The sequence below is a fragment of the Leclercia sp. UBA5076 genome, assembly GCF_002416465.1.
Taxonomy (GTDB): domain Bacteria; phylum Pseudomonadota; class Gammaproteobacteria; order Enterobacterales; family Enterobacteriaceae; genus Enterobacter.
Genome location: NZ_DIAO01000019.1, coordinates 57823 through 80281 on the forward strand (window position 1 = coordinate 57823; position 22459 = coordinate 80281).

Here is a 22459-nt window from a genome sequence, read left to right on the forward strand (position 1 = left end):
CCGATCCGTCAGGATCACACTTCGAGGTAGTTCATGATGCCGTCAGCTGCTTTACGGCCTTCGGCAATGGCGGTCACCACCAGGTCTGAACCGCGAACGATATCGCCACCGGCGAAGATTTTCGGGTTGCTGGTCTGGAACGCGTTGTCGCTGCCTTCCGGGGCGATGATGCGGCCCTGTGAATCCAGCTCGACGCTGTGCTTCGCCAGCCACTCCATGCTGTGAGGGCGGAAACCGAACGCCATGACGACCGCGTCAGCCGGGATCACAAACTCCGAACCAGCCACAATCTCGGCGCGGCGACGGCCTTTGGCATCCGGGGCTCCCATCTCGGTACGCGCCATCTTCACGCCGCTCACTCTGCCGTTGGCATTCACTTCAATACCCAGAGGCTGGATGTTGAACTGGAATTCCACGCCCTCTTCACGCGCGTTTTTCACTTCGCGTTTTGAGCCCGGCATGTTCTCTTCGTCACGACGGTATGCGCAGATTACGTGTGCCGCATTCTGACGAATGGAGGTCCGCACGCAGTCCATCGCGGTATCGCCCCCGCCCAGCACCACTACGCGTTTGCCTTCCATACTCACAAACGGCTCGTCGGCGGTTTCGCCATAGCCCATCAGCTGCTTGGTGTTGGCAATCAGGAACGGCAGCGCGTCGTATACGCCCGGCGCCTCTTCGTTCTCCAGCCCGCCACGCATCGACTGATAGGTACCCACGCCCAGGAATACGGCGTCGTAATCTTTCAGCAGATCGTCGAGCATCACGTCGCGGCCCACTTCGGTGTTGAGTTTGAACTCAATGCCCATGCCGGTGAAGATTTCACGGCGGCGGGTCATCACCTCTTTTTCCAGCTTGAAGGCCGGGATGCCGAAGGTCAGCAGACCGCCGATCTCCGGATGACGGTCAAACACCACCGCTTTCACGCCGTTGCGAGTCAGCACGTCGGCACAGGCCAGGCCTGCCGGACCGGCACCAATGATCGCCACGCGTTTGTCAGTCTGACGCACGCCGGTCATGTCCGGGCGCCAGCCCATCTCAAACGCTTTATCGTTGATATAGCGTTCAATATTGCCGATGGTCACCGCGCCGAACTCGTCGTTCAGGGTGCAGGAGCCTTCACACAGACGGTCCTGCGGACACACGCGGCCGCACACTTCCGGCAGGGTGTTGGTCTGGTGAGAGAGCTCGGCGGCCTCAAAAATACGTCCTTCGTTAGCCAGCTTCAGCCAGTTCGGGATGTAGTTATGTACCGGACATTTCCACTCGCAGTACGGGTTGCCGCAGGAGAGGCAACGGTCTGCCTGTGCTTTGGCCTGGCCTTCGGAAAACGGCTCATAAATTTCAACAAATTCAATTTTACGGATCTTCAGCGGCTTCTTCGGCGGATCCACACGCTGCAGGTCGATAAACTGGTAAACATTCTGGCTCATCTGAATTCCTTACTGCGCCTGCACACGCAGCTCTGCTGCGCTACGACTACGGTGACCCAACAGGGCTTTAACATCGCTGGACTTCGGTTTAACCAGCGCGAATTTCGCAGAGAACGCCGGCCAGTTGGCCAGGATCTCTTCGCCGCGCACGGAACCGGTATGATGCACGTGCTCGGTAATCAGACCACGCAGGTGCTCCTCGTGGATCGCCAGGCTATCAACCTCCAGCACTTCCACCAGTTCCGGGTTCACGCGTTTGCGGAACTCACCGTCTTCATCCAGTACGTAGGCGAAACCACCGGTCATACCTGCACCGAAGTTAACGCCCGTTTTGCCCAGTACGCAGACAATCCCGCCGGTCATGTATTCACAGCCGTTATCGCCGATACCTTCCACCACGGTGATAGCACCGGAGTTACGCACCGCAAAACGCTCACCTGCACGGCCTGCGGCGAACAGACGACCACCGGTGGCACCGTACAGACAGGTGTTGCCGATGATGCTCGCATCACAGCTGCGGAAGGCAGAACCCACCGGAGGACGTACCGCCAGCAGACCGCCCGCCATGCCTTTACCGACGTAGTCGTTGGCATCGCCAGTCAGGTACAGCTCAACGCCGCCGGCGTTCCAGACGCCGAAGCTCTGGCCCGCGGTACCGCTGAAGTGCGCGATAATCGGATCGGCAGCCAGGCCCTGGTCGCCGTGCGTCTGCGCGATGTAGCCAGAGAGCGACGCGCCTACGGAACGGTCGGTGTTGCGAATATCAAACCAGAAGGTTTTGCTCTGCTTCTCATCCACAAACGGCTTCGCCTGCTGCAACAGCTGCGCATTCAACACGCCATTGTCGAACGGCGGGTTGTTCTCGGTGCAGTAGACCGCTTTACCCGGATGCGGCTCAGCCGTTTCCAGCAGGCGGGAAAGCTTCAGGTTCTGCTGTTTAGCCGTGAACCCGTCCAGCTCTTTCAGCAGGTCGGTACGGCCAATCAGATCCACCAGACGCGTTACGCCCAGCTGCGCCATCAGCTCGCGGGTTTCGCGGGCGATGAAGTCAAAGTAGTTGGTCACTTTGAACGGCAGACCGTGATAGTGGTTCTTACGCAACTTCTCGTCCTGGGTAGCAACACCGGTTGCGCAGTTGTTCAGGTGACAAATACGCAGGTATTTACAGCCCAGCGCCACCATCGGGCCGGTACCGAAACCAAAGCTCTCTGCACCCAGAATCGCCGCTTTAATGATGTCGAGACCGGTTTTCAGGCCGCCATCCACCTGCAGACGGATCTTGTGACGCAGGCCGTTAGCCACCAGCGCCTGCTGGGTTTCCACCAGACCCAGCTCCCACGGACAGCCCGCGTATTTCACGGAGGAGAGCGGGCTTGCGCCGGTGCCGCCGTCGTAACCGGCGATGGTGATGAGATCCGCATAGGCTTTTGCCACGCCGGTGGCGATGGTGCCGACACCCGGTTCGGAAACCAGCTTCACGGAGATCATCGCTTTCGGGTTGACCTGTTTCAGGTCGAAAATTAGCTGCGCTAAGTCCTCGATAGAGTAGATATCGTGGTGCGGCGGCGGGGAGATGAGCGTCACGCCCGGTACCGAGTAGCGCAGTTTGGCGATGTACGGGGTCACTTTGTCACCAGGTAACTGGCCGCCTTCGCCCGGTTTTGCACCCTGAGCGACTTTAATCTGAATCACGTCGGCGTTGACCAGGTACGCTGGGGTCACACCGAAGCGACCGGATGCCACCTGCTTGATACGCGACACTTTATTGGTGCCGTAGCGCGCCGGATCTTCACCGCCTTCGCCGGAGTTAGAGTTGCCGCCGATGCTGTTCATCGCCTCAGCCAGCGCCTCGTGGGCTTCCGGGCTCAGCGCACCGATGGACATCGCAGCGGTATCGAAGCGTTTGAACAGTTCAGACGCAGGCTCTACGTCGTCGATGCTCACAGCCTCGTCACCCGGGTTCAGCGCCAGCAGGTCACGCAGTGTGGCCGCCGGGCGGTTGTTAACCAGCTCAGCATACTGCTGATAATCGCTGTACTCGCCGCTCTGGACAGCCTGTTGCAGGGTGCGAACCACGTCCGGGTTATAGGCGTGGTATTCGCCGCCGTGCACGTACTTCAGCTGTCCGCCCTGATCCAGCGGCTTACGTGCCAGCCAGGCGCGTTTGGAGAGATTCAGCAGATCCTGCTGGAAGTCGCTGAAGCCCGCTCCGCCGATACGGCTGATCACACCCTGGAAGCAGAGATCGGCGACATCATCATGCAGACCAACGGCTTCGAACAGCTTCGAGCAGCGGTAAGAGGCGATGGTCGAGATGCCCATTTTGGACATGATCTTGTACAGACCTTTGTTGATGCCGTTACGGTAGTTCAGCATCACGGTACGGTAATCTTTTTCGATGGCGTTGGTGTCGACCAGTTTTGCCAGCGTTTCGTAGGCCAGGTACGGGTAGATCGCCGTCGCACCAAAGCCCAGCAGCACGGCAAAGTGGTGCGGGTCGCGCGCACTTGCGGTCTCAACAATGATGTTGGCGTCGCAGCGCAGGCTCTTCTCCACCAGGCGGGTCTGGATTGCACCCACCGCCATAGGCGCCGGAACCGGCAGACGGTTCTTCGCGATATTACGGTCGGACAGCACCAGCAGAACGGTACCGTTACGCACCATCTGTTCGGCCTTATCGCACAGCGCTTTCACCGTCTCTTCGAGGTTCGCTTCGGTCACGTCGAAGGTGATATCGAGCGTGTCGGCGCGGTAGTGCTCCTCTTGCATGGTGGTCAGCTGGGTAAAATCGGAGTAGAGCAGGATCGGCGATTTAAAGGTCAGACGGTGGGCCTGGCCTTCGGCTTCGCAGAAGACGTTCATCTCGCGACCAATGCTGGTCGCCAGCGACATTACGTGGGCTTCACGCAGCGGGTCGATCGGCGGGTTGGTGACCTGCGCGAACTGCTGACGGAAATAGTCATAAATAATGCGCGGCTGGCTGGAGAGCACGGCAAACGGGGTATCGTCACCCATAGAGCCGACCGCTTCCTGGCCGTTTTCACCCAGTACGCGGATAACAGAGTCCAGCTCTTCCGCACTGTAATTAAACTGTTTCTGGTAGCTGGCGAGGGTATCGTCATCCAGCTCGCGGCTGCCCACGTCGTTATCCGGCAGATCTTCGAACGGCACCAGACGGCGGACGTTTTTCTCCATCCACTCTTTATACGGGTGACGGCTCTTCAGATCGTTGTCGGTTTCCGCGGAGTGCAGGATGCGACCGCCACGGGTGTCGATGACCATCAGCTCGCCAGGGCCAACGCGGCCTTTTTCTACCACTTCGTCAGGCTGGTAATCCCAGATGCCTACTTCGGAGGCACAGGTGATCAGCTTGTCTTTGGTGATGACATAGCGCGCCGGACGCAGACCGTTACGGTCGAGGTTACAGGCGGCAAAGCGACCGTCGGACATGACGATACCCGCCGGGCCATCCCACGGCTCCATGTGCATGGAGTTAAAGTCGAAGAAGGCACGCAGCTCCGGATCCATATCCGGGTTGTTCTGCCATGCTGGTGGAACGAGCAGGCGCATGGCGCGGACGATATCCATCCCGCCGGCGAGCAGCAGCTCCAGCATGTTATCCATAGAGCTGGAGTCCGAGCCGGTTTCGTTAACGAACGGCGCGGCATCGTGCAGATCCGGGATCAGCGGGGTCTGGAATTTATAGGTACGGGCGCGGGCCCACTGGCGGTTACCGGTGATGGTGTTGATCTCGCCGTTGTGCGCCAGATAGCGGAACGGCTGAGCCAGCGGCCAGCGAGGTACGGTGTTGGTGGAGAAGCGCTGGTGGAACAGGCAAATGGCCGATTCCAGACGCAGGTCCGCCAGGTCCAGGTAGAAGCGCGGCAGGTCAGCCGGCATACAGAGACCTTTATAGATGTTCACCAGGTTCGAGAGGCTACAAACGTAGAACTCTTTATCGTCCTGGAGACGTTTTTCAATGCGGCGGCGGGCGATAAACAGGCGGCGTTCCATATCACGCGGACGCCAGCCCGCAGGCGCGTTGACAAAGATTTGCTCGATACGAGGCAGCGAGGAGAGGGCGATTTCACCGAGCACCCCTTCGTTGGTTGGCACATCGCGCCAGCCGACAATAGAGAGGGTTTCACGTTGAAGTTCTTCTTCGACGATGCGGCGTGATACGGCGGCTTTTTCAGCGTCCTGATTCAGGAACAGCATGCCGACAGCGTAGTTTTTGGCTAAACGCCAGCCGCGCTCTTCCGCCACGATACGGAAGAAACGATCCGGTTTTTGCAGCAGCAGACCGCAACCGTCGCCGGTTTTACCATCCGCAAGGATAGCGCCACGGTGCTGCATACGGGCCAGTGCGTGTATAGCGGTACGCACTACCTTGTGGCTAGGTTCGCCTTCTATGTGGGCGATCAGGCCGAAACCACAGTTATCCTTCTCAAGGGATTTATCGTACAACATATCAGTGAACCTCCCCAGGCTCGTCGGGCTTCCCACTGAACCGTGGCGCACAGGCACAGAAAGAGCATGGCGACGGGGTTTGCGCTTCATACGCGTACCTCGCATTCGCCCTCTTAATATCCTTTTCGCGCAGGTAAACAAGTTTGAGGACTTGCTTCAGAGGGAATCTCAATTACTGCATAAATATGATGAGCAGGCTGCTCATCCAGAAAGCTTCCAGCGGATTTCCAACTTATCGGGAATCTGTACACAGGTCAAATGGCAATCTTATTTATCCAGATATGTGCTACTAACAGGTTATATCATTGATTTAAGTATATATTTAGCTGCTTTCACATCACTGTAACCTTGCTGTGGGCTTTTGGGGAGTGTGATCTGACTCACTATATGAAAGCGGTATTATCGCTGTAGCATGCTAAATAGTGCGATTTAAGCAGGATTAAATGCTGTCATGCTACTAAAGCCCGCATGATGTCACTGTTTTTCAGCAAAGACGATATAAATGAAAAAAACCATCAGAACATAAGGAAAAGTAATTAAGCAGGCGGTGAATGAAATTGCAATTATCCTGGTTAATTATTCAAAAGATAAAAGCGCACCAGGGCGATTGATCCAGGTCATCGCCGACGGCGGTTAAAAATGGCAGGCTTGTCCCCTTTCAACGGGGCGGTCTAACAGATTATGCAGTTACAGAAATTAGTCAATATGTTTGGTGGGGATCTTTCGCGCCGGTACGGGCAAAAGGTTCATAAGCTGTCGCTCCACGGGGGATTTAGCTGCCCGAACCGCGACGGCACTATCGGACGCGGCGGCTGTACCTTCTGTAATGTGGCCTCTTTTGCTGACGAAGCGCAGCAGTACCAGTCTATCGCTGCCCAGCTCGCCCATCAGTCCACGCGGGTTAACCGGGCGAAGCAGTATCTGGCCTATTTCCAGGCTTATACCAGTACCTGGGCTGAAGTACAGGTGCTGCGGTCGATGTATCAACAGGCGGTGAGCCAGGCGAATATCGTCGGGCTCTGCGTCGGCACCCGCCCCGACTGCGTACCGGAAGCGGTACTGGATCTGCTCAGCGAATATAAAGCGCAGGGGTACGAGATCTGGCTGGAGCTGGGATTGCAGACCGCCCACGATAAAACTTTGCACCGCATCAACCGTGGTCACGATTTTGCCTGCTATCAGCGCACCACCCGGCTGGCGCGCGAGCGCGGGCTGAAGGTCTGTACCCACCTTATTGTTGGCCTGCCGGGAGAAGGGCGACATCATGCACTGGAAACCCTGCACAGTGTGGTAGAGACCGGCGTGGATGGCATCAAGCTGCACCCGCTGCATATCGTCAGTGGCAGCATTATGGCGAAAGCGTGGGAAGCCGGGCGGCTGAACGGGATTGAGCTGGACGAGTATGTTCTCACCGCCGGGGAGATGATTCGCCACACACCACCGGAAGTGGTCTATCACCGCATCTCCGCCAGCGCCCGTCGCCCAACGCTACTGGCACCGCTGTGGTGTGAGAATCGCTGGACGGGGATGGTAGAGCTGGACCGCTATCTGAACGAGCAGGGCGTGCAGGGGTCGGCGCTGGGCACACCCTGGGTACCCACGCTATCTCCGGCGTCCGCCCAGTAAACTGCCCAGCACACCGCGGACAATCTGATTCGTCACCTGACGTGCCGCGCTTTTCGCCATGGTTTGCACCACCCCGTCGCGTTTACCGCCGCGCGGCCCGGTGCTGCCAAACAGAATCTCTTTTAACCCGCCGAGAATGCCCTCATCGACCGCCACGGACTGGCCTTTAGCGGCTGGCGCCTGCTGCTGCTCTGTGGTGGCCTGCACCCCTTTTTGCAGCATCTCAAACGCGGACTCCCGGTCCACCTGATCTTCATATTTTCCGTAGAGCGGGGAATGGTTGATCAGCCCGTTACGCTCGTCGTCGCTAATCGGCCCCATTCTGGAGTAGGGCACAATGACCATCGCGCGCTCCACCATAGATGGGCTGCCTTTGGCATCCAGGAAAGAGATCAGCGCTTCGCCGGTGCCGAGCGCCTGAATAGCGGACTCGGTATCAAAGGCCGGATTGGCGCGCATGGTCTGAGCCGCGGCTTTGACCGCTTTCTGATCTTTCGGCGTAAAGGCGCGCAGGGCATGCTGGACGCGGTTACCCAGCTGGCCCAGGACGTTATCAGGAATATCGGCCGGGTTTTGCGAAACGAACCAGACGCCCACTCCTTTAGAGCGGATCAGGCGGATCACCTGTTCGATCTTATCCAGCAGCACCTGCGGCGCATCGCTGAACAGCAGATGGGCTTCGTCGAAGAAGAAGACCAGCTTCGGTTTGTTCAGATCGCCCGCTTCCGGTAGCTGTTCATAGAGCTCTGAGAGCATCCAGAGCAGGCTGGCCGCGTAGAGCTTCGGCATCTGGTAGAGCTTTTCCGCGCTCAGGATGTTGATAATACCTTTGCCGTTGCTGTCGGTTCGCATCCAGTCCCGGATGTCGAGCATCGGCTCGCCAAAGAAGTGTTCAGCTCCCTGCTGCTCCAGGGAGAGTAAGCCACGCTGGATGGCGCCGATGGAGGCGGGACTGATATTGCCGTACTGCGTCTGGAAGGCTTTGGCGTTATCCCCGATATAGTGCGTAATGGCCCGCAGATCTTTGAAATCGAGCAGCAACAGCCCCTGGTCATCGGCAATGCGGAAGATAATGTTCAGCACGCCGGTCTGCACCTCGTTCAGATCGAGCAGACGTGCCAGCAGCAGCGGGCCGAGATCGGAAACGGTCGCCCGTACCGGGTGCCCATGCTCGCCAAAAATATCCCACGCCACCACCGGGTTGCCCTGCGGCTGCCAGTCGGTCACGCCAATACTCTTCAGCCGTTCGAGTAACTTATCCGATGCGGCCCCCTCCCGGGCAACGCCGCTGAGATCGCCTTTCACGTCAGCCATAAACACCGGCACGCCAATAGTGGAAAATGACTCGGCCAGCTTTTGCAACGTTACCGTTTTCCCCGTGCCCGTTGCGCCGGTGATCAGACCATGACGGTTTGCCATCGCGGGCAGCAAAAACAGTTCTGTGTCCGGCGTCCGGGCAATCAGCAGGGGTGTACTCATGATGCGCATCCTCGTGGAATCCTGGGTGGAGTATAGGCAACCTGCCGGCAAAATGAATGTGTCAATTTCTTAGTTTGCAGCGCATTACGCAGCGCGGACTATGCTTTTGCATACGGTTAACAACATATTGGAAAGCTATGTCCAGATTCTTCTTTAACGACCGCAAACAGCTGGTGAATGATGCCATTGAAGGGATGCTGATCTCCGCCCCGCACGGCAATCTCGCCAGGCTGGATATCGATCCGGCTATCCGCGTAGTGGTGCGTGCCGACTGGGATAAAAGTCGCGTGGCGGTGATATCCGGCGGGGGCTCCGGCCATGAACCGGCGCACGCGGGCTTTGTTGGTAAAGGGATGCTGACCGCGGCCGTCTGCGGCGATCTGTTTGCGTCCCCCAGCGTCGAGGCGGTGCTCAGCGCCATTGTGGCCGTCACGGGCGATCGGGGCTGTCTGCTGATCGTCAAAAACTACACCGGGGATCGTCTCAACTTTGGCCTCGCGGCAGAAAAGGCCAAACGCTACGGGCTCAAAGTGGAGATGGTGATCGTGGCCGATGACATTGCCCTGCCGGATAACAAGCAGCCGCGCGGCATCGCCGGAACCGCGCTGGTGCATAAGGTAGCCGGGTATGCTGCCGAACAGGGCAAGTCGCTAAACGAGGTGCGGGATATGGCCCGCCAGGCCTGCGATAATCTCTGGAGCCTGGGTGTGGCTATGCAGACCTGCAATCTGCCGGGCAGCGACGATGAAGAGGGGCGCATCAAAAAAGGCCATGTCGAGCTGGGGCTGGGGATCCACGGCGAGCCCGGGGCCTCGGTGGTAGAGACACAAAACAGCCAAGCCATTATCGATACGCTGGTGCAACCCCTGCTGGCGCAGGCGGGGCAGGGGCGACTGGCGATCCTGATCAATAACCTCGGCGGCGTGTCGGCCCTGGAGATGGCGCTGCTGACCAAAGAGCTGGCCCATTCCGCCCTGAAGGATCAGATTGCGTATTTGATTGGCCCGGCGCCGCTGGTGAGCTCGCTGGACATGAAAGGCTTTTCGTTATCGCTGCTGAAGCTGAACGCGGCATTTGAGCAGGCGCTGAACGCCCCGGTGGAGACGCTGGGCTGGCAAAAGCCCGTCGTCTTTGCGCCGCTGCGTACGCTGACCCATACCCCGCTGCACGACAGCGTAGAATTTACCCCGTCGGCAAATGCGCAGGTGGCGCAGCACGTCGCTGCGGTGGCGGAGCGGTTAATTGCCCTGGAAAACCGCCTTAACGCCCTGGACGCGAAAGTGGGCGATGGCGATACCGGTTCGACCTTTGCGCAAGGTGCGCGGGACATTGCGCAATGGCTGGAGGAGGATCGCCTGCCGCTGAACGATCTGCCGCAGCTGCTGCTGGTGGTGGGGGAGCGGCTGGCAACGGTGATGGGCGGGTCGAGCGGGGTGTTGATGTCGATCTTCTTTACCGCCGCCGGGCAGGCGCTGCGTAGCGGCAAGCCTCTGCCGGATGCTTTGCTGACCGGGCTTGCGCAAATGAAGCACTATGGCGGCGCCGATCTGGGCGATCGCACCTTGATCGATGCGCTGCAGCCCGCGCTGGAAGCGTGGCAGAAAGAGGGGCTTCAGGCTGCCGTCAGGGCGGCAAAAGAGGGGGCAGATGCCACGACGAGCATGGGCAAAGCCGGAGCGGGGCGCTCATCCTATGTGAATAAGGAGAATCTGCAGGGCGTTGCCGATCCTGGCGCGGTTGCGGTGGCGGAGGTGTTTGCGGCTCTGGTGCGGTTGTAGAGAAACGCCCGGTGGCGCTACGTTTACCGGGCCTACAAAGCACATGTAGGCCGGGTAAGGCGTGGCCGCCACCCGGCACATTGACGTCAAAAATCCGCTTTTAATACCACACGGTAACGGGCTTTTCCGTCACGAACATGCTGGATCGCTTCGTTGATTTTCGACATCGGATACATCTCGATAGTCGGCGCGACACCGGTGCGGCCAGCAAACTTCATCAGTTTGCGCAGCTCGTACGGCGTGCCCGTTGCGGAACCGGAGATGCTGCGGTCGCCACCGATCAGCGTAAAGGCGGGAACCGGGAGCGGCTTCAGCACGGCACCGACGGTATGGAAGTTTCCGCCATAGGCCAGCGCTTCAAAGTAGGGCTGCCAGTCGAGATCGACATTTACGGTGTTGATGATCAGATCGAACTGCCCCGCCAGAGCGGTCAGCGCCTCGGGATCGCGGCTGTTGACCACTTTGTCAGCCCCCATCGCCAGCACTTCCTGCTCTTTGGCCGGGTTTGAGCTGAAGGCGGTCACTTCACAGCCCATCGCATGCAGCAGCTTAATGGCAATGTGGCCCAGACCACCGATGCCAATCACCCCCACGCGGCTGGTGGCGGTGACGTGGTGCATCAGCAGCGGTTTAAAGACCGTGATCCCGCCGCACAGCAGCGGACCGGCAGATTCAATATCCATCTGCTCAGGGAGAGGAATGACCCACTGCCAGTCGGCACGCAGTTTGTCGGCGAAGCCGCCGTTGTTCAGGATGGTGGGTGTGGCCCCTTGCAGACAGTTGATCTGGTTGCCGCTGATACAGGCATCACAATGACCACAGCTACGGGCGGTCCAGCCAATGCCCACGCGCTGACCAATTTTCAGCCCCTTATCCTGTGCGGCATCGCCCAGGGCAACAACGCGACCGATCACTTCATGACCGGCAATCAGCGGGTATTGTGAGAAGCCCCACTCGTTATCGATCATCGACAGGTCGGAATGGCAAATGCCGCAGTAATCCACCTGCACTTCGACGTCTTCTGCTTTCAGCTCGCCTGCATCGTATTCGTACAGCTCAAGCTCTGCACCCGCCTGCGGTGCAGCGTAGCTTTTTATCTTTGACATCAGTTTTCCCCTTCGTGGTGTTGAACTGAGAGTGTAGAGCATTCAGTTTACAACCGCTTAACAGAAGGGGGCAGGAGAGAGGTTACAGCGTTTTCAGCATCCGCACTTCGCAATCAACATGGCCGGTACAGCCCAGCGGCTGGTCAATATGCTCAAAGCCGAGATGCTCGTACAGCCTGATGGCTTCGGTCAGAAAGGCGGTGGTTTCAAGGTAGCAGCGCTTAAACCCTTGCGCGCGGGCATGATCGAGCGCCTGTAACGCCAGTTTTTTCGCCAGGCCTTGTCCACGGACGACAGGCAGGAAATACATTTTTTGCAGCTCGCAGATATCGGGTTCGCTGCAGGCGAGCGGTGCAATACCACCGCCGCCCACAACCTGCCCGTTCTGCTCGACAACCCAATAGGCATGTCCCGGCTGGCTGTACAGGGCGTACAGTTCGTCGAGATTGGGGTCCGCAACGGTATAACCTTTATCGGCCGTCAGGCCGTATTCGGCAGATACCCGGCGGATAACGCCGGCAATGGCCGGGTTATCCGTGGCGGTGATACGGCGCAGGTGCGCCGTTACTGGAGCATTTACACGCATTGCTTCACTCATTACAACGCACTAATGATCGCCTGCTGTTCAATCAGCTTCGCTTTTGCTTGTGCATAACCGTTCAGCTTTTCACGCTCTTTGGCGATCACCGCTTCCGGGGCACGGGCAACGAAGCCTTCATTGGACAGTTTGCTTTCGATACGGCCAATTTCATCGTCGACTTTAGCCACTTCTTTCGCCAGACGTGCCAGCTCAGCATCTTTGTCAATCAGGCCTGCCATCGGGATCAGCAGCTCGGCGCCGTCGATGATTTTGGTCACGGAAACCGGACCTTTATCATCGGCTGGCAGCACGGTGATGCTCTCCAGACGTGCCATGGTCTGCAGGAAGGTACTGTTCTCGGTCACGCGACGCTGTGCCGCTTCGCTGCAACCGCGCAGCAACAGCGCCAGTGGTTTGCCCGGGGCGATGTTCATTTCGGCACGGATATTACGCACCGCAATGATTGCCTGCTTCAGCCATTCGGTATCGGATGCGGCGGCTTCATCAATCTGCGTGGCATCGAAGGACGGGAACGGCTGCAGCATGATGGTATCAGCATTGATGCCCGCAATGACCTTCACACGCTGCCAGATGGTTTCGGTGATGAACGGGATGATCGGGTGCGCCAGGCGCAGCAGACCTTCCAGAACGGTAATCAGCGTATGGCGCGTGCCGCGCAGTTCCGCTTCAGTGCCGCCGTTCATGACCGGCTTGGTCAGCTCCAGGTACCAGTCGCAGAACTGGTTCCAGGTGAATTCGTACAGAATGCCTGCCGCGATATCGAAGCGATAGTTATCCAGCGCTTCGCGGAACGCTTTGATGGTCTGGTTGAATTCAGCCAGGATCCAGCGGTCTGCCAGGGACAGGGTCATTTCGCCGCCGTTAAAGCCGCAATCCTGATCCTCGGTGTTCATCAGCACAAAGCGGCTGGCGTTCCACAGCTTGTTACAGAAGTTACGGTAACCTTCCAGGCGCTTCATGTCCCAGTTGATATCACGGCCGGTAGAGGCCAGCGCCGCCAGAGTGAAACGCAGGGCGTCAGTACCGTGCGGCTCAATGCCGTTCGGGAACTGTTTCTCGGTGCGCTTGCGGATCTTCTCAGCCAGCTGCGGCTGCATCATGTTGCCGGTACGTTTCTCCAGCAGCTCTTCCAGAGAGATACCGTCAACCATATCCAGAGGGTCAATAACGTTACCCTTCGACTTGGACATCTTCTGGCCTTCGTCGTCACGAATCAGACCGGTCATATAGACGGTATGGAACGGAACCTGCGGCTTGCCGTTTTCATCTTTGATGAAGTGCATGGTCATCATGATCATGCGGGCGATCCAGAAGAAGATGATATCGAAGCCGGAGACCATCACGCTGGTTGGGTGGAACTGACGCAGCGCATCGGTGTTTTCTGGCCAGCCGAGGGTGGAGAAGGTCCACAGCGCGGAGGAGAACCAGGTGTCCAGTACGTCTTCGTCCTGACGCAGGGCAACGTCAGCGCTCAGGTTGTTTTCCTGACGCACTTCGTCTTCAGTACGGCCAACGTAGACATTGCCTTCGTTGTCATACCATGCCGGGATACGGTGACCCCACCACAACTGACGGGAGATACACCAGTCCTGAATATCGCGCATCCAGGAGAAGTACATGTTTTCGTACTGTTTTGGCACGAACTGGATGTCGCCGTTTTCGACCGCTTCAACCGCCGGTTTCGCCAGTACGTCAGCACGGACGTACCACTGGTCGGTCAGCATCGGCTCGATCACCACGCCGCCACGGTCGCCATAAGGGACGGTCAGGTCGTGTGGCTTGATTTCGTCCAGCAGGCCCAGGGCGTCGACAGCGGCAACGATCGCTTTACGCGCGGCGAAGCGCTCCAGCTTCTGGAACTCAGCCGGAATGTCGCTTGAGTAAACGTCGGATTCGTTACCTTTGGTGTCATACACCTCTGCGCTTTCACGGATATCGCCGTCAAAGGTCAGGATGTTGATCATTGGCAGGGCGTGACGACGACCCACTTCGTAGTCGTTAAAGTCGTGTGCCGGGGTGATCTTCACGCAGCCGGTACCTTTTTCCATGTCGGCGTGTTCGTCGCCCACAATCGGAATACGGCGGTTCACCAGCGGCAGCACCACAAATTTACCAATCAGATCTTTGTAACGCGGATCTTCCGGGTTAACGGCCACGCCGGTATCGCCCAACAGCGTTTCCGGTCGGGTGGTCGCGACAATCAGGTAATCTTTACCGTCTGCCGTTTTTGCGCCATCGGCCAGCGGATAGCGGATATGCCACATGGAGCCTTTCGACTCGCGGTTTTCCACTTCCAGGTCAGAGATGGCGGTGCGCAGTTTCGGGTCCCAGTTTACCAGGCGCTTGCCACGGTAAATCAGGTCTTCTTTATAAAGACGGACGAACACTTCTTTAACGGCGTTGGAAAGACCTTCGTCCATGGTGAAGCGCTCGCGCTCCCAGTCCACGGAGTTGCCGAGACGGCGCATCTGACGGGTAATGGTGCCGCCAGATTCAGCTTTCCACTGCCAGATTTTGTCGATAAAGGCGTCGCGGCCATAGTCGTGACGGGTTTTACCTTCTTCAGCGGCAATCTTACGCTCAACCACCATCTGGGTAGCGATACCCGCGTGGTCAGTACCGGCCTGCCACAGGGTGTTTTTGCCCTGCATGCGCTGGTAACGGATCATGGTATCCATGATGGTCTGCTGGAAGGCATGCCCCATATGCAAACTGCCGGTGACGTTCGGCGGCGGGATCATGATGCAGAAGGACTCTTTGCTTTCATCGCCGTTAGGCTTGAAATAGCCCTGCTGTTCCCAGTGCTCGTAAAGCGGCTGTTCGATATCGCGTGGGTTATATGTCTTTTCCATTATTTCCAGGTTGCCGTATTCAGGTTAAAACCAGCCAGGCGGTACGCTTTATAGCGTTCGCGCGCCAGTTGTTTCAGGGAATCTTCGTGAGGGACAAAGTCTATCACTTCTGTGAAAGCGGTGGCAAAATCTGCAAAGCCGCTGCGCAGGCTAATCAGAATATCGCGTGGACTGCTGTTACGCTTTTGCGGCCAGGCGATCTCCACCGGCGCACCGCCGCGCGGTCCTTCTCCCGCCAGATTATGCGGAACAAAACTTTCCGGCGGTCGTGCCCACAGCGCTTCATCCAGACGGATGGCCTGCTGCTCATCTTCGCAGGCAATCAGCACGCGAAGACCCGCGCGCCAACGTTCTGCGGCAATGTCACACACCAGTTGTTCAACGGCGCTTAAGCCATCCTGTTGGGTGTCATTGTCCAGAAGATAGAACGTTGCGTTTTTCATATATGGGGTTTCTTGTGGTGACTTTAAATGCTTAAGCCCGGTGGCGCTACGCTTACCGGGCCTACGGTTTACTGCCGTTTGTAGGCCGGGTAAGGCGAAGCCGCCACCCGGCATTTACCTTTACTCGTCGCCGTTAAAACCGGCGCGATTGAGCAGGAACTGCGACAGCAGAGCCACTGGACGGCCGGTTGCGCCTTTGGCTTTACCGGAGCGCCATGCGGTGCCCGCGATATCCAGGTGTGCCCAGTTATACTTGCGGGTAAAGCGCGACAGGAAGCAGCCCGCGGTAATTGCACCGCCAGGACGACCGCCGATATTTGCCATATCCGCAAAGTTAGACTCAAGCTGCTCCTGATACTCGTCACCCAGCGGCAGACGCCATGCGCGATCGCCCGCCTGCTCAGAGGCACCAATCAGCTCATGCGCCAGCGGGTTGTGGTTCGACATCAGGCCGGTAATGTGGTGACCCAGGGCAATCACGCAGGCGCCAGTCAGGGTGGCAACATCGATAACCGCTTCCGGATCGAAGCGCTCAACGTAGGTCAGCACGTCGCACAGCACCAGACGGCCTTCGGCGTCAGTGTTCAGGACTTCAACGGTCTGCCCGGACATGGTGGTGAGGACGTCGCCTGGACGATAGGCGCGCCCGCCCGGCATGTTTTCGCAGCCCGCCAGCACGCCAGTGACGTTAATTGGCAGCTGCAGCTCGGCCACCATGCGCATTACGCCGTAAACCGCCGCCGCGCCGCACATGTCGTACTTCATCTCGTCCATGCCTTCGGCAGGCTTGATGGAGATACCGCCGGAGTCGAAGGTCAGGCCTTTACCCACCAGCACAATCGGGCGTGCATCTTCCGCCGGGTTGCCTTTGTACTCAATGACCGACATCAGGGATTCATTTTGTGAACCGTTGCCGACGGCGAGGTAGGAGTGCATCCCCAGCTCTTTCATCTGTTGTTCGCCAATTACGCGGGTGACGACATTTTTGCTGTAGGAGTCAGCCAGCTGACGCGCCTGCGACGCAAGGTAGCCCGCGTTACAGATGTTTGGCGGCATATTGCCCAGATCTTTCGCGGCCTTGATACCGGCTGCGATAGCCAGGCCATGCTGAATGGCGCGTTCACCGCTGGTCAGCTCGCGACGGGTCGGGACGTTAAAGACCATCTTACGCAGCGGACGACGCGGTTCGCTTTTGGTGGTTTTCAGCTGATCGAAGCTATAAAGGGTCTCTTTGGCCGTTTCAACCGCCTGGCGTACTTTCCAGTAGGTGTTGCGGCCTTTAACGTGCAGTTCGGTCAGGAAGCAGACGGCCTCCATTGAGCCAGTATCATTCAACGTATTGATCGTTTTCTGAATGACCTGTTTGTACTGGCGCTCGTCCAGCTCACGCTCCTTGCCGCAGCCAATCAGCAGGATACGCTCGGAGAGGACGTTTGGCACATGATGCAGCAGCAATGTCTGGCCCGGTTTGCCTTCCAGCTCGCCGCGGCGCAGCAGGGCGCTGATGTAGCCGTCACTGATTTTATCGAGTTGTTCGGCGATTGGAGAGAGTCTGCGGGGTTCAAACACGCCGACAACGATGCAGGCACTCCGCTGTTTCTCCGGGCTACCGCTTTTTACACTGAACTCCATGAACTACGCTCCTGAATCTTAAAGACAACAGCGACAGCTACGGATAGAATTGAAACCTTTCGTAACTCGTACCCGCTGTTGCGGTGACTTCGTGTTAATCTTACGTTATTACGGTTTCGGCACGTCATAATAACTCCTGAAGCGCGAATCCGTCGGGTGTTCTAATCTTAGCGATGATTTCGACGACTCAAGAGAATAAATGACGTTTAAGCCATGAAACAAGCGATTTTCCTGCAAAGAGACGGGTTTTTACGGGCGTATTTAATGTGATAATCATAAGATATCTGGTGCGGGAGACGCTCAAAAGCCAGCTGGCGATACTCTTCATCCTGCTTCTGATCTTTTTCTGTCAGAAACTGGTAAGGATCCTCGGCGCGGCTGTTGATGGCGAAATTCCCACAAATCTGGTGCTTTCCCTGCTTGGGCTGGGCGTGCCGGAAATGGCGCAGCTTATCCTGCCACTTAGCCTTTTCCTCGGACTGCTGATGACGCTCGGTAAACTCTATACCGAAAGTGAAATCACCGTCATGCATGCGTGCGGTCTGAGCAAAGCGGTTCTGGTTAAAGCCGCTATGCTCCTGGCGTTATTCACCGGCATCGTGGCCGCCGTGAACGTTATGTGGGCCGGTCCTGTCTCTTCTCGTCATCAGGATGAAGTGCTGGCTGAGGCGAAAGCCAACCCTGGTATGGCCGCGCTGGCCCAGGGGCAGTTCCAGCAGGCAACGGATGGTAACTCCGTGCTGTTTATCGAAAGCGTGGATGGCAACCGCTTTAACGATGTATTCCTTGCGCAAATCCGTCCCAAGGGCAATGCCCGTCCCTCTGTCGTGGTGGCCGATTCCGGTCAGCTGGCGCAGGGGAAAGACGGTTCGCAGATTGTGACGCTGAACAAAGGCACCCGCTTTGAAGGTACGGCGCTGCTGCGTGATTTCCGTATCACTGACTTCCAGAACTATCAGGCAATTATTGGTCATCAGGCGGTTGCGCTGGATCCCAGCGATACCGAGCAGATGGATATGCGCACGCTGATCAACACCGATACCAATCGCGCCCGCGCGGAGCTGCACTGGCGAATCACGCTGGTGTTTACCGTCTTTATGATGGCGTTGATGGTGGTGCCGCTTAGCGTGGTAAACCCACGTCAGGGACGGGTGCTCTCCATGTTGCCCGCCATGCTGCTTTATCTGGTCTTCTTCCTGCTGCAGACATCGATCAAATCGAACGGTGGCAAAGGAAAAATTGACCCGGTTATCTGGACATGGGTGATTAACGGACTCTATCTGCTGTTGGCCGTTGCCCTCAACCTGTGGGACACCGTGCCGATGCGCCGCGTGCGGGCCCGGTTTATGCGTAAAGGAGCGGTGTAATGCAGGCGTTTGGCGTTCTTGACCGCTATATCGGTAAAACCATTTTCACCACCATCATGATGACCTTATTCATGCTGGTGTCGCTCTCCGGCATCATCAAATTTGTGGACCAGCTGAAAAAGGCCGGGCAGGGGAGCTACGATGCCATGGGCGCGGGCATGTATACCCTGCTCAGTATTCCAAAAGATGTGCAAATCTTCTTCCCGATGGCGGCGCTGTTAGGGGCGCTGCTGGGGCTGGGGATGCTGGCGCAGCGCAGTGAGCTGGTGGTCATGCAGGCCTCCGGCTTTACCCGTATGCAGGTGGCGCTCTCCGTCATGAAAACGGCCATCCCGCTGGTATTGCTGACCATGGCGATGGGCGAGTGGGTTGCGCCACAGGGCGAACAGATGGCGCGTAACTACCGCGCGCAAATGATGTATGGCGGCTCGTTGCTCTCTACCCAGCAGGGACTGTGGGCGAAAGATGGCAATAACTTTGTCTACATCGAACGCGTCACGGGCGATAACTCCCTCGGCGGTGTGAGCATTTACAGCTTTAACGACCAGCGTCGTCTGCAGGCGGTGCGTTACGCCGCGTCGGCCACGTTTGATACTGATAACAAGGTCTGGCGTCTGTCGCAGGTAGATGAATCAAACCTGCAGGATCCAAAACAGATCACCGGGTCGCAAACGGTCTCTGGCACCTGGAAAACCAACCTGACGCCGGATAAGCTCGGTGTGGTTGCGCTGGATCCGGATGCACTCTCCATCAGCGGCCTGTACAACTACGTAAAGTACCTGAAATCGAGTGGCCAGGATTCCGGACGTTATCAGCTCAACATGTGGAGCAAGGTCTTCCAGCCGCTCTCGGTGGCGGTGATGATGCTGATGGCGCTGTCGTTTATCTTTGGCCCGCTGCGTAGCGTCCCGATGGGGGTGCGTGTCGTGACAGGTATCAGCTTCGGCTTTGTCTTCTACGTTCTGGACCAAATCTTCGGCCCGCTGACGCTGGTGTACGGTATACCGCCAGTGATTGGCGCGCTGTTGCCGAGTGCCTCCTTCTTCGTGATCAGCCTCTGGCTGCTGCTGAAGCGCTCCTGATCCCCTCCCGCCTCGCTTCCCTGCCCGGGAAGTGAGGCGCATCCCCTGTTTTACCCCTCACTTTTTTGCACAACCTTCAACGTCTTGCCTGGAATTTGAGTATTATTGTGCGATGACGTCGTGAAGAGATCCCTTATGAAGCAAATTCGGTTACTGGCGCAATACTATGTCGATCTGATGATGAAGCTTGGCCTGGTGCGCTTCTCCCTGTTGCTGGCGCTGGCGCTGGTAGTGCTGGCGATTGTGGTGCAGATGGCCATTACCATGGTGCTCCATGGCCAGGTTGAGAGTATCGATCTTATACGTTCCATTTTCTTTGGCCTGTTGATTACGCCCTGGGCGGTCTATTTCCTCTCGGTAGTAGTTGAGCAACTGGAGGAGTCCCGCCAGCGGCTGACCCGGCTGGTGGAAAAGCTGGAAGAGATGCGCGAGCGCGATCTGAAGCTCAACGTGCAGCTAAAAGACAACATCGCTCAGCTGAACCAGGAGATCTCAGATCGAGAAAAAGCGGAGGCTGAGCGCCAGACTACGCTGGAACAGCTGAAAATCGAGATGAAAGAGCGTGAGCAGACGCAGATCCAGCTTGAGCAGCAGTCTTCGTTCCTGCGCTCTTTCCTTGATGCCTCCCCGGACCTGGTTTTCTACCGCAATGAAGATAAAGAGTTTTCCGGCTGTAACCGGGCGATGGAGTTACTGACCGGAAAGAGCGAAAAACAGCTTATCAATCTGCGTCCGCAGGATGTCTACTCTCCGGAGGCGGCAGCCAAAGTTATCGAAACCGATGAGAAGGTGTTCCGTCACAACGTCTCCCTGACCTACGAGCAGTGGCTCGACTACCCGGACGGGCGCAAAGCCTGCTTCGAAATCCGTAAAGTGCCCTATTACGACCGCGTCGGGAAACGCCACGGGCTGATGGGCTTCGGACGTGATATTACCGAGCGTAAGCGCTACCAGGATGCGCTGGAGCGCGCCAGCCGGGATAAAACGACCTTTATCTCCACTATCAGCCATGAACTGCGTACTCCGCTTAACGGTATCGTCGGGTTAAGCCGCATTCTGCTCGACACCGAACTGACGGCCGAGCAGGAGAAATATCTTAAAACCATCCATGTCTCGGCGGTTACGCTCGGCAATATCTTCAACGATATTATTGATATGGATAAGATGGAGCGGCGCAAAGTCCAGCTGGATAACCAGCCGGTGGATTTCACCAGCTTCCTGGCCGATCTGGAAAACCTCTCCGGTCTGCAGGCGCAGCAGAAAGGGCTACGCTTTGTGCTGGAGCCGACCTTGCCGCTGCCGCATAAGGTGGTGACCGACGGTACGCGCCTGCGCCAGATCCTGTGGAACCTGATCAGCAACGCGGTCAAATTTACCCAGAGTGGCCAGGTGGCAGTTCGCGTGCGCTACGGCGAGGGGGAGATGCTGCACTTCGAGGTGGAAGATTCCGGGATTGGTATTCCACAGGAGGAGCAGGACAAAATCTTTGCCATGTATTACCAGGTTAAAGACAGCCACGGGGGCAAACCCGCTACCGGGACCGGCATCGGTCTGGCGGTATCGCGCCGCCTGGCGAAGAGCATGGGCGGTGATATCACGGTGACCAGCAACCCTGGGCACGGCTCTGTATTTAAACTCAGCGTTCGGGCCCCGGCAGTGGCGGAAGAGGTCGAGGACACCTTTGCCCATGATGATATGCCGCTGCCTGCCCTGCATGTGCTGCTGGTGGAAGATATCGAGCTGAACGTGATTGTCGCGCGATCGGTGATGGAGAAACTGGGCAGCAGCGTGGATGTTGCTATGACCGGTAAAGCCGCGCTGGAGATGTTCACGCCGGGCGAATATGACCTGGTGCTGCTGGATATTCAGTTGCCGGACATGACCGGGCTGGATATCTCGCGCGAACTGACGAGCCGTTACGCCAGCGACGAACTGCCGCCGCTGGTGGCGCTGACCGCCAACGTGCTGAAAGACAAAAAAGAGTACCTGGATGCCGGTATGGACGATGTACTGAGCAAACCGCTGGCGGTACCCGCCTTAACCGCCATGATCAAGAAGTTCTGGGACACCTGTGACGAAGAGGAGAGCACCATGACGAAGGTAGATACAGAGAAAGCACAGTCTTTGCTGGATATCGACATGCTCGAGCAGTACATCGATCTGGTTGGTCCGAAGTTGATCACCGATGGCCTGGCCATCTTCGAGAAGATGATGCCGGGCTATTTAAACTTGCTCGAGTCAAACCTGACGGCGCGGGACAAGAAAGGCATCGTTGAAGAGGGACACAAGATCAAAGGTGCGGCCGGATCGGTGGGTTTGCGCCATCTGCAGCAGCTTGGACAGCAGATTCAGTCTCCGGATTTACCCGCTTGGGAAGATAACGTGGGTGAATGGGTTGAGGAGATGAAGCAGGAGTGGCAGAACGATGTCGCCGTGCTAAAAGCCTGGGTGGAAAGCAGAAAAAAATGACCCCGGTAGACCGGGGTGCGCGAATACTGCGCCAACACCAGGGAAATCTTGGCTGCGCCTGAATAGGAATAGTTTTTTCGTAAATGACGTAGCCGGAAACTTTAGGCCGCACGCAGTTAAG

The 22459-nt window shown here is 57.5% G+C and carries 13 protein-coding genes; 5 read left to right on the forward strand and 8 right to left on the reverse strand.

Annotated features, from left to right (window positions below):
- Positions 1-14: 14 nt before the first annotated feature.
- On the reverse strand, positions 15-1433 hold the full coding sequence (gltD, locus tag B3X29_RS19730; protein ID WP_103177208.1) for a glutamate synthase subunit GltD: 1419 nt from the start codon (positions 1431-1433) through the stop codon (positions 15-17).
- Positions 1434-1442: 9 nt separating this feature from the next.
- Positions 1443-5903 carry a glutamate synthase large subunit gene (gltB, locus tag B3X29_RS19735; RefSeq protein ID WP_146052371.1) on the reverse strand — a complete coding sequence of 1487 codons (4461 nt, stop codon included), beginning with the start codon at positions 5901-5903 and terminating at the stop codon, positions 1443-1445.
- Between the two features lie 681 nt (positions 5904-6584).
- On the opposite strand from gltB, the gene B3X29_RS19740 reads away from it, so the two are divergent.
- Positions 6585-7529 carry a TIGR01212 family radical SAM protein gene (locus tag B3X29_RS19740; RefSeq protein WP_159339883.1) on the forward strand — a complete coding sequence of 315 codons (945 nt, stop codon included), beginning with the start codon at positions 6585-6587 and terminating at the stop codon, positions 7527-7529.
- Here the strand turns inward: B3X29_RS19740 and B3X29_RS19745 are convergent.
- Positions 7506-9008 (reverse strand): helicase HerA-like C-terminal domain-containing protein, encoded by a 1503-nt coding sequence (locus B3X29_RS19745; protein WP_159339884.1) that lies wholly within the window; start codon positions 9006-9008, stop codon positions 7506-7508. The two genes, B3X29_RS19740 and B3X29_RS19745, sit on opposite strands and share 24 nt — an antisense overlap.
- Before the next feature lie 137 nt (positions 9009-9145).
- On the opposite strand from B3X29_RS19745, the gene B3X29_RS19750 reads away from it, so the two are divergent.
- Positions 9146-10786 carry a dihydroxyacetone kinase subunit DhaK gene (locus B3X29_RS19750; RefSeq protein ID WP_159339885.1) on the forward strand — a complete coding sequence of 547 codons (1641 nt, stop codon included), beginning with the start codon at positions 9146-9148 and terminating at the stop codon, positions 10784-10786.
- Between the two features lie 86 nt (positions 10787-10872).
- Here B3X29_RS19750 and ahr read toward each other — a convergent pair whose 3' ends face one another.
- The 5 genes from ahr to pepA form a co-directional block, all read right to left on the reverse strand.
- Positions 10873-11892 (reverse strand): NADPH-dependent aldehyde reductase Ahr, encoded by a 1020-nt coding sequence (gene ahr, locus B3X29_RS19755; RefSeq protein WP_103177204.1) that lies wholly within the window; start codon positions 11890-11892, stop codon positions 10873-10875.
- Between the two features lie 82 nt (positions 11893-11974).
- Positions 11975-12478: a GNAT family N-acetyltransferase gene (locus B3X29_RS19760; RefSeq protein WP_103177203.1), complete on the reverse strand. Its 504-nt coding sequence runs from the start codon at positions 12476-12478 to the stop codon at positions 11975-11977.
- An 11-nt stretch (positions 12479-12489) separates the two neighbouring features.
- Positions 12490-15345, reverse strand: coding sequence for a valine--tRNA ligase (locus B3X29_RS19765; protein WP_156655280.1), 2856 nt, complete (start codon positions 15343-15345; stop codon positions 12490-12492).
- On the reverse strand, positions 15345-15788 hold the full coding sequence (holC, locus tag B3X29_RS19770) for a DNA polymerase III subunit chi (RefSeq protein ID WP_103177201.1): 444 nt from the start codon (positions 15786-15788) through the stop codon (positions 15345-15347). The genes B3X29_RS19765 and holC overlap by 1 nt, the downstream gene beginning before the upstream one ends.
- A gap of 120 nt (positions 15789-15908) precedes the next feature.
- A complete protein-coding gene (pepA, locus tag B3X29_RS19775) occupies positions 15909-17420 on the reverse strand; it encodes a leucyl aminopeptidase (RefSeq protein WP_103177200.1) in 1512 nt (503 codons plus the stop codon).
- Between the two features lie 266 nt (positions 17421-17686).
- Here pepA and lptF point away from each other — a divergent pair, with 266 nt between their 5' ends.
- From lptF to arcB, 3 genes are all read left to right on the forward strand, one after another.
- On the forward strand, positions 17687-18787 hold the full coding sequence (lptF, locus tag B3X29_RS19780; RefSeq protein ID WP_103177199.1) for an LPS export ABC transporter permease LptF: 1101 nt from the start codon (positions 17687-17689) through the stop codon (positions 18785-18787).
- Complete coding sequence (gene lptG, locus B3X29_RS19785) at positions 18787-19869, forward strand: LPS export ABC transporter permease LptG (RefSeq protein WP_103177198.1); 1083 nt, start codon at positions 18787-18789, stop codon at positions 19867-19869. Before lptF ends, lptG begins: the two co-directional genes overlap by 1 nt.
- Positions 19870-20004: 135 nt before the next feature.
- A complete protein-coding gene (arcB, locus tag B3X29_RS19790) occupies positions 20005-22338 on the forward strand; it encodes an aerobic respiration two-component sensor histidine kinase ArcB (RefSeq protein ID WP_159339886.1) in 2334 nt (777 codons plus the stop codon).
- Positions 22339-22459: the final 121 nt, after the last annotated feature.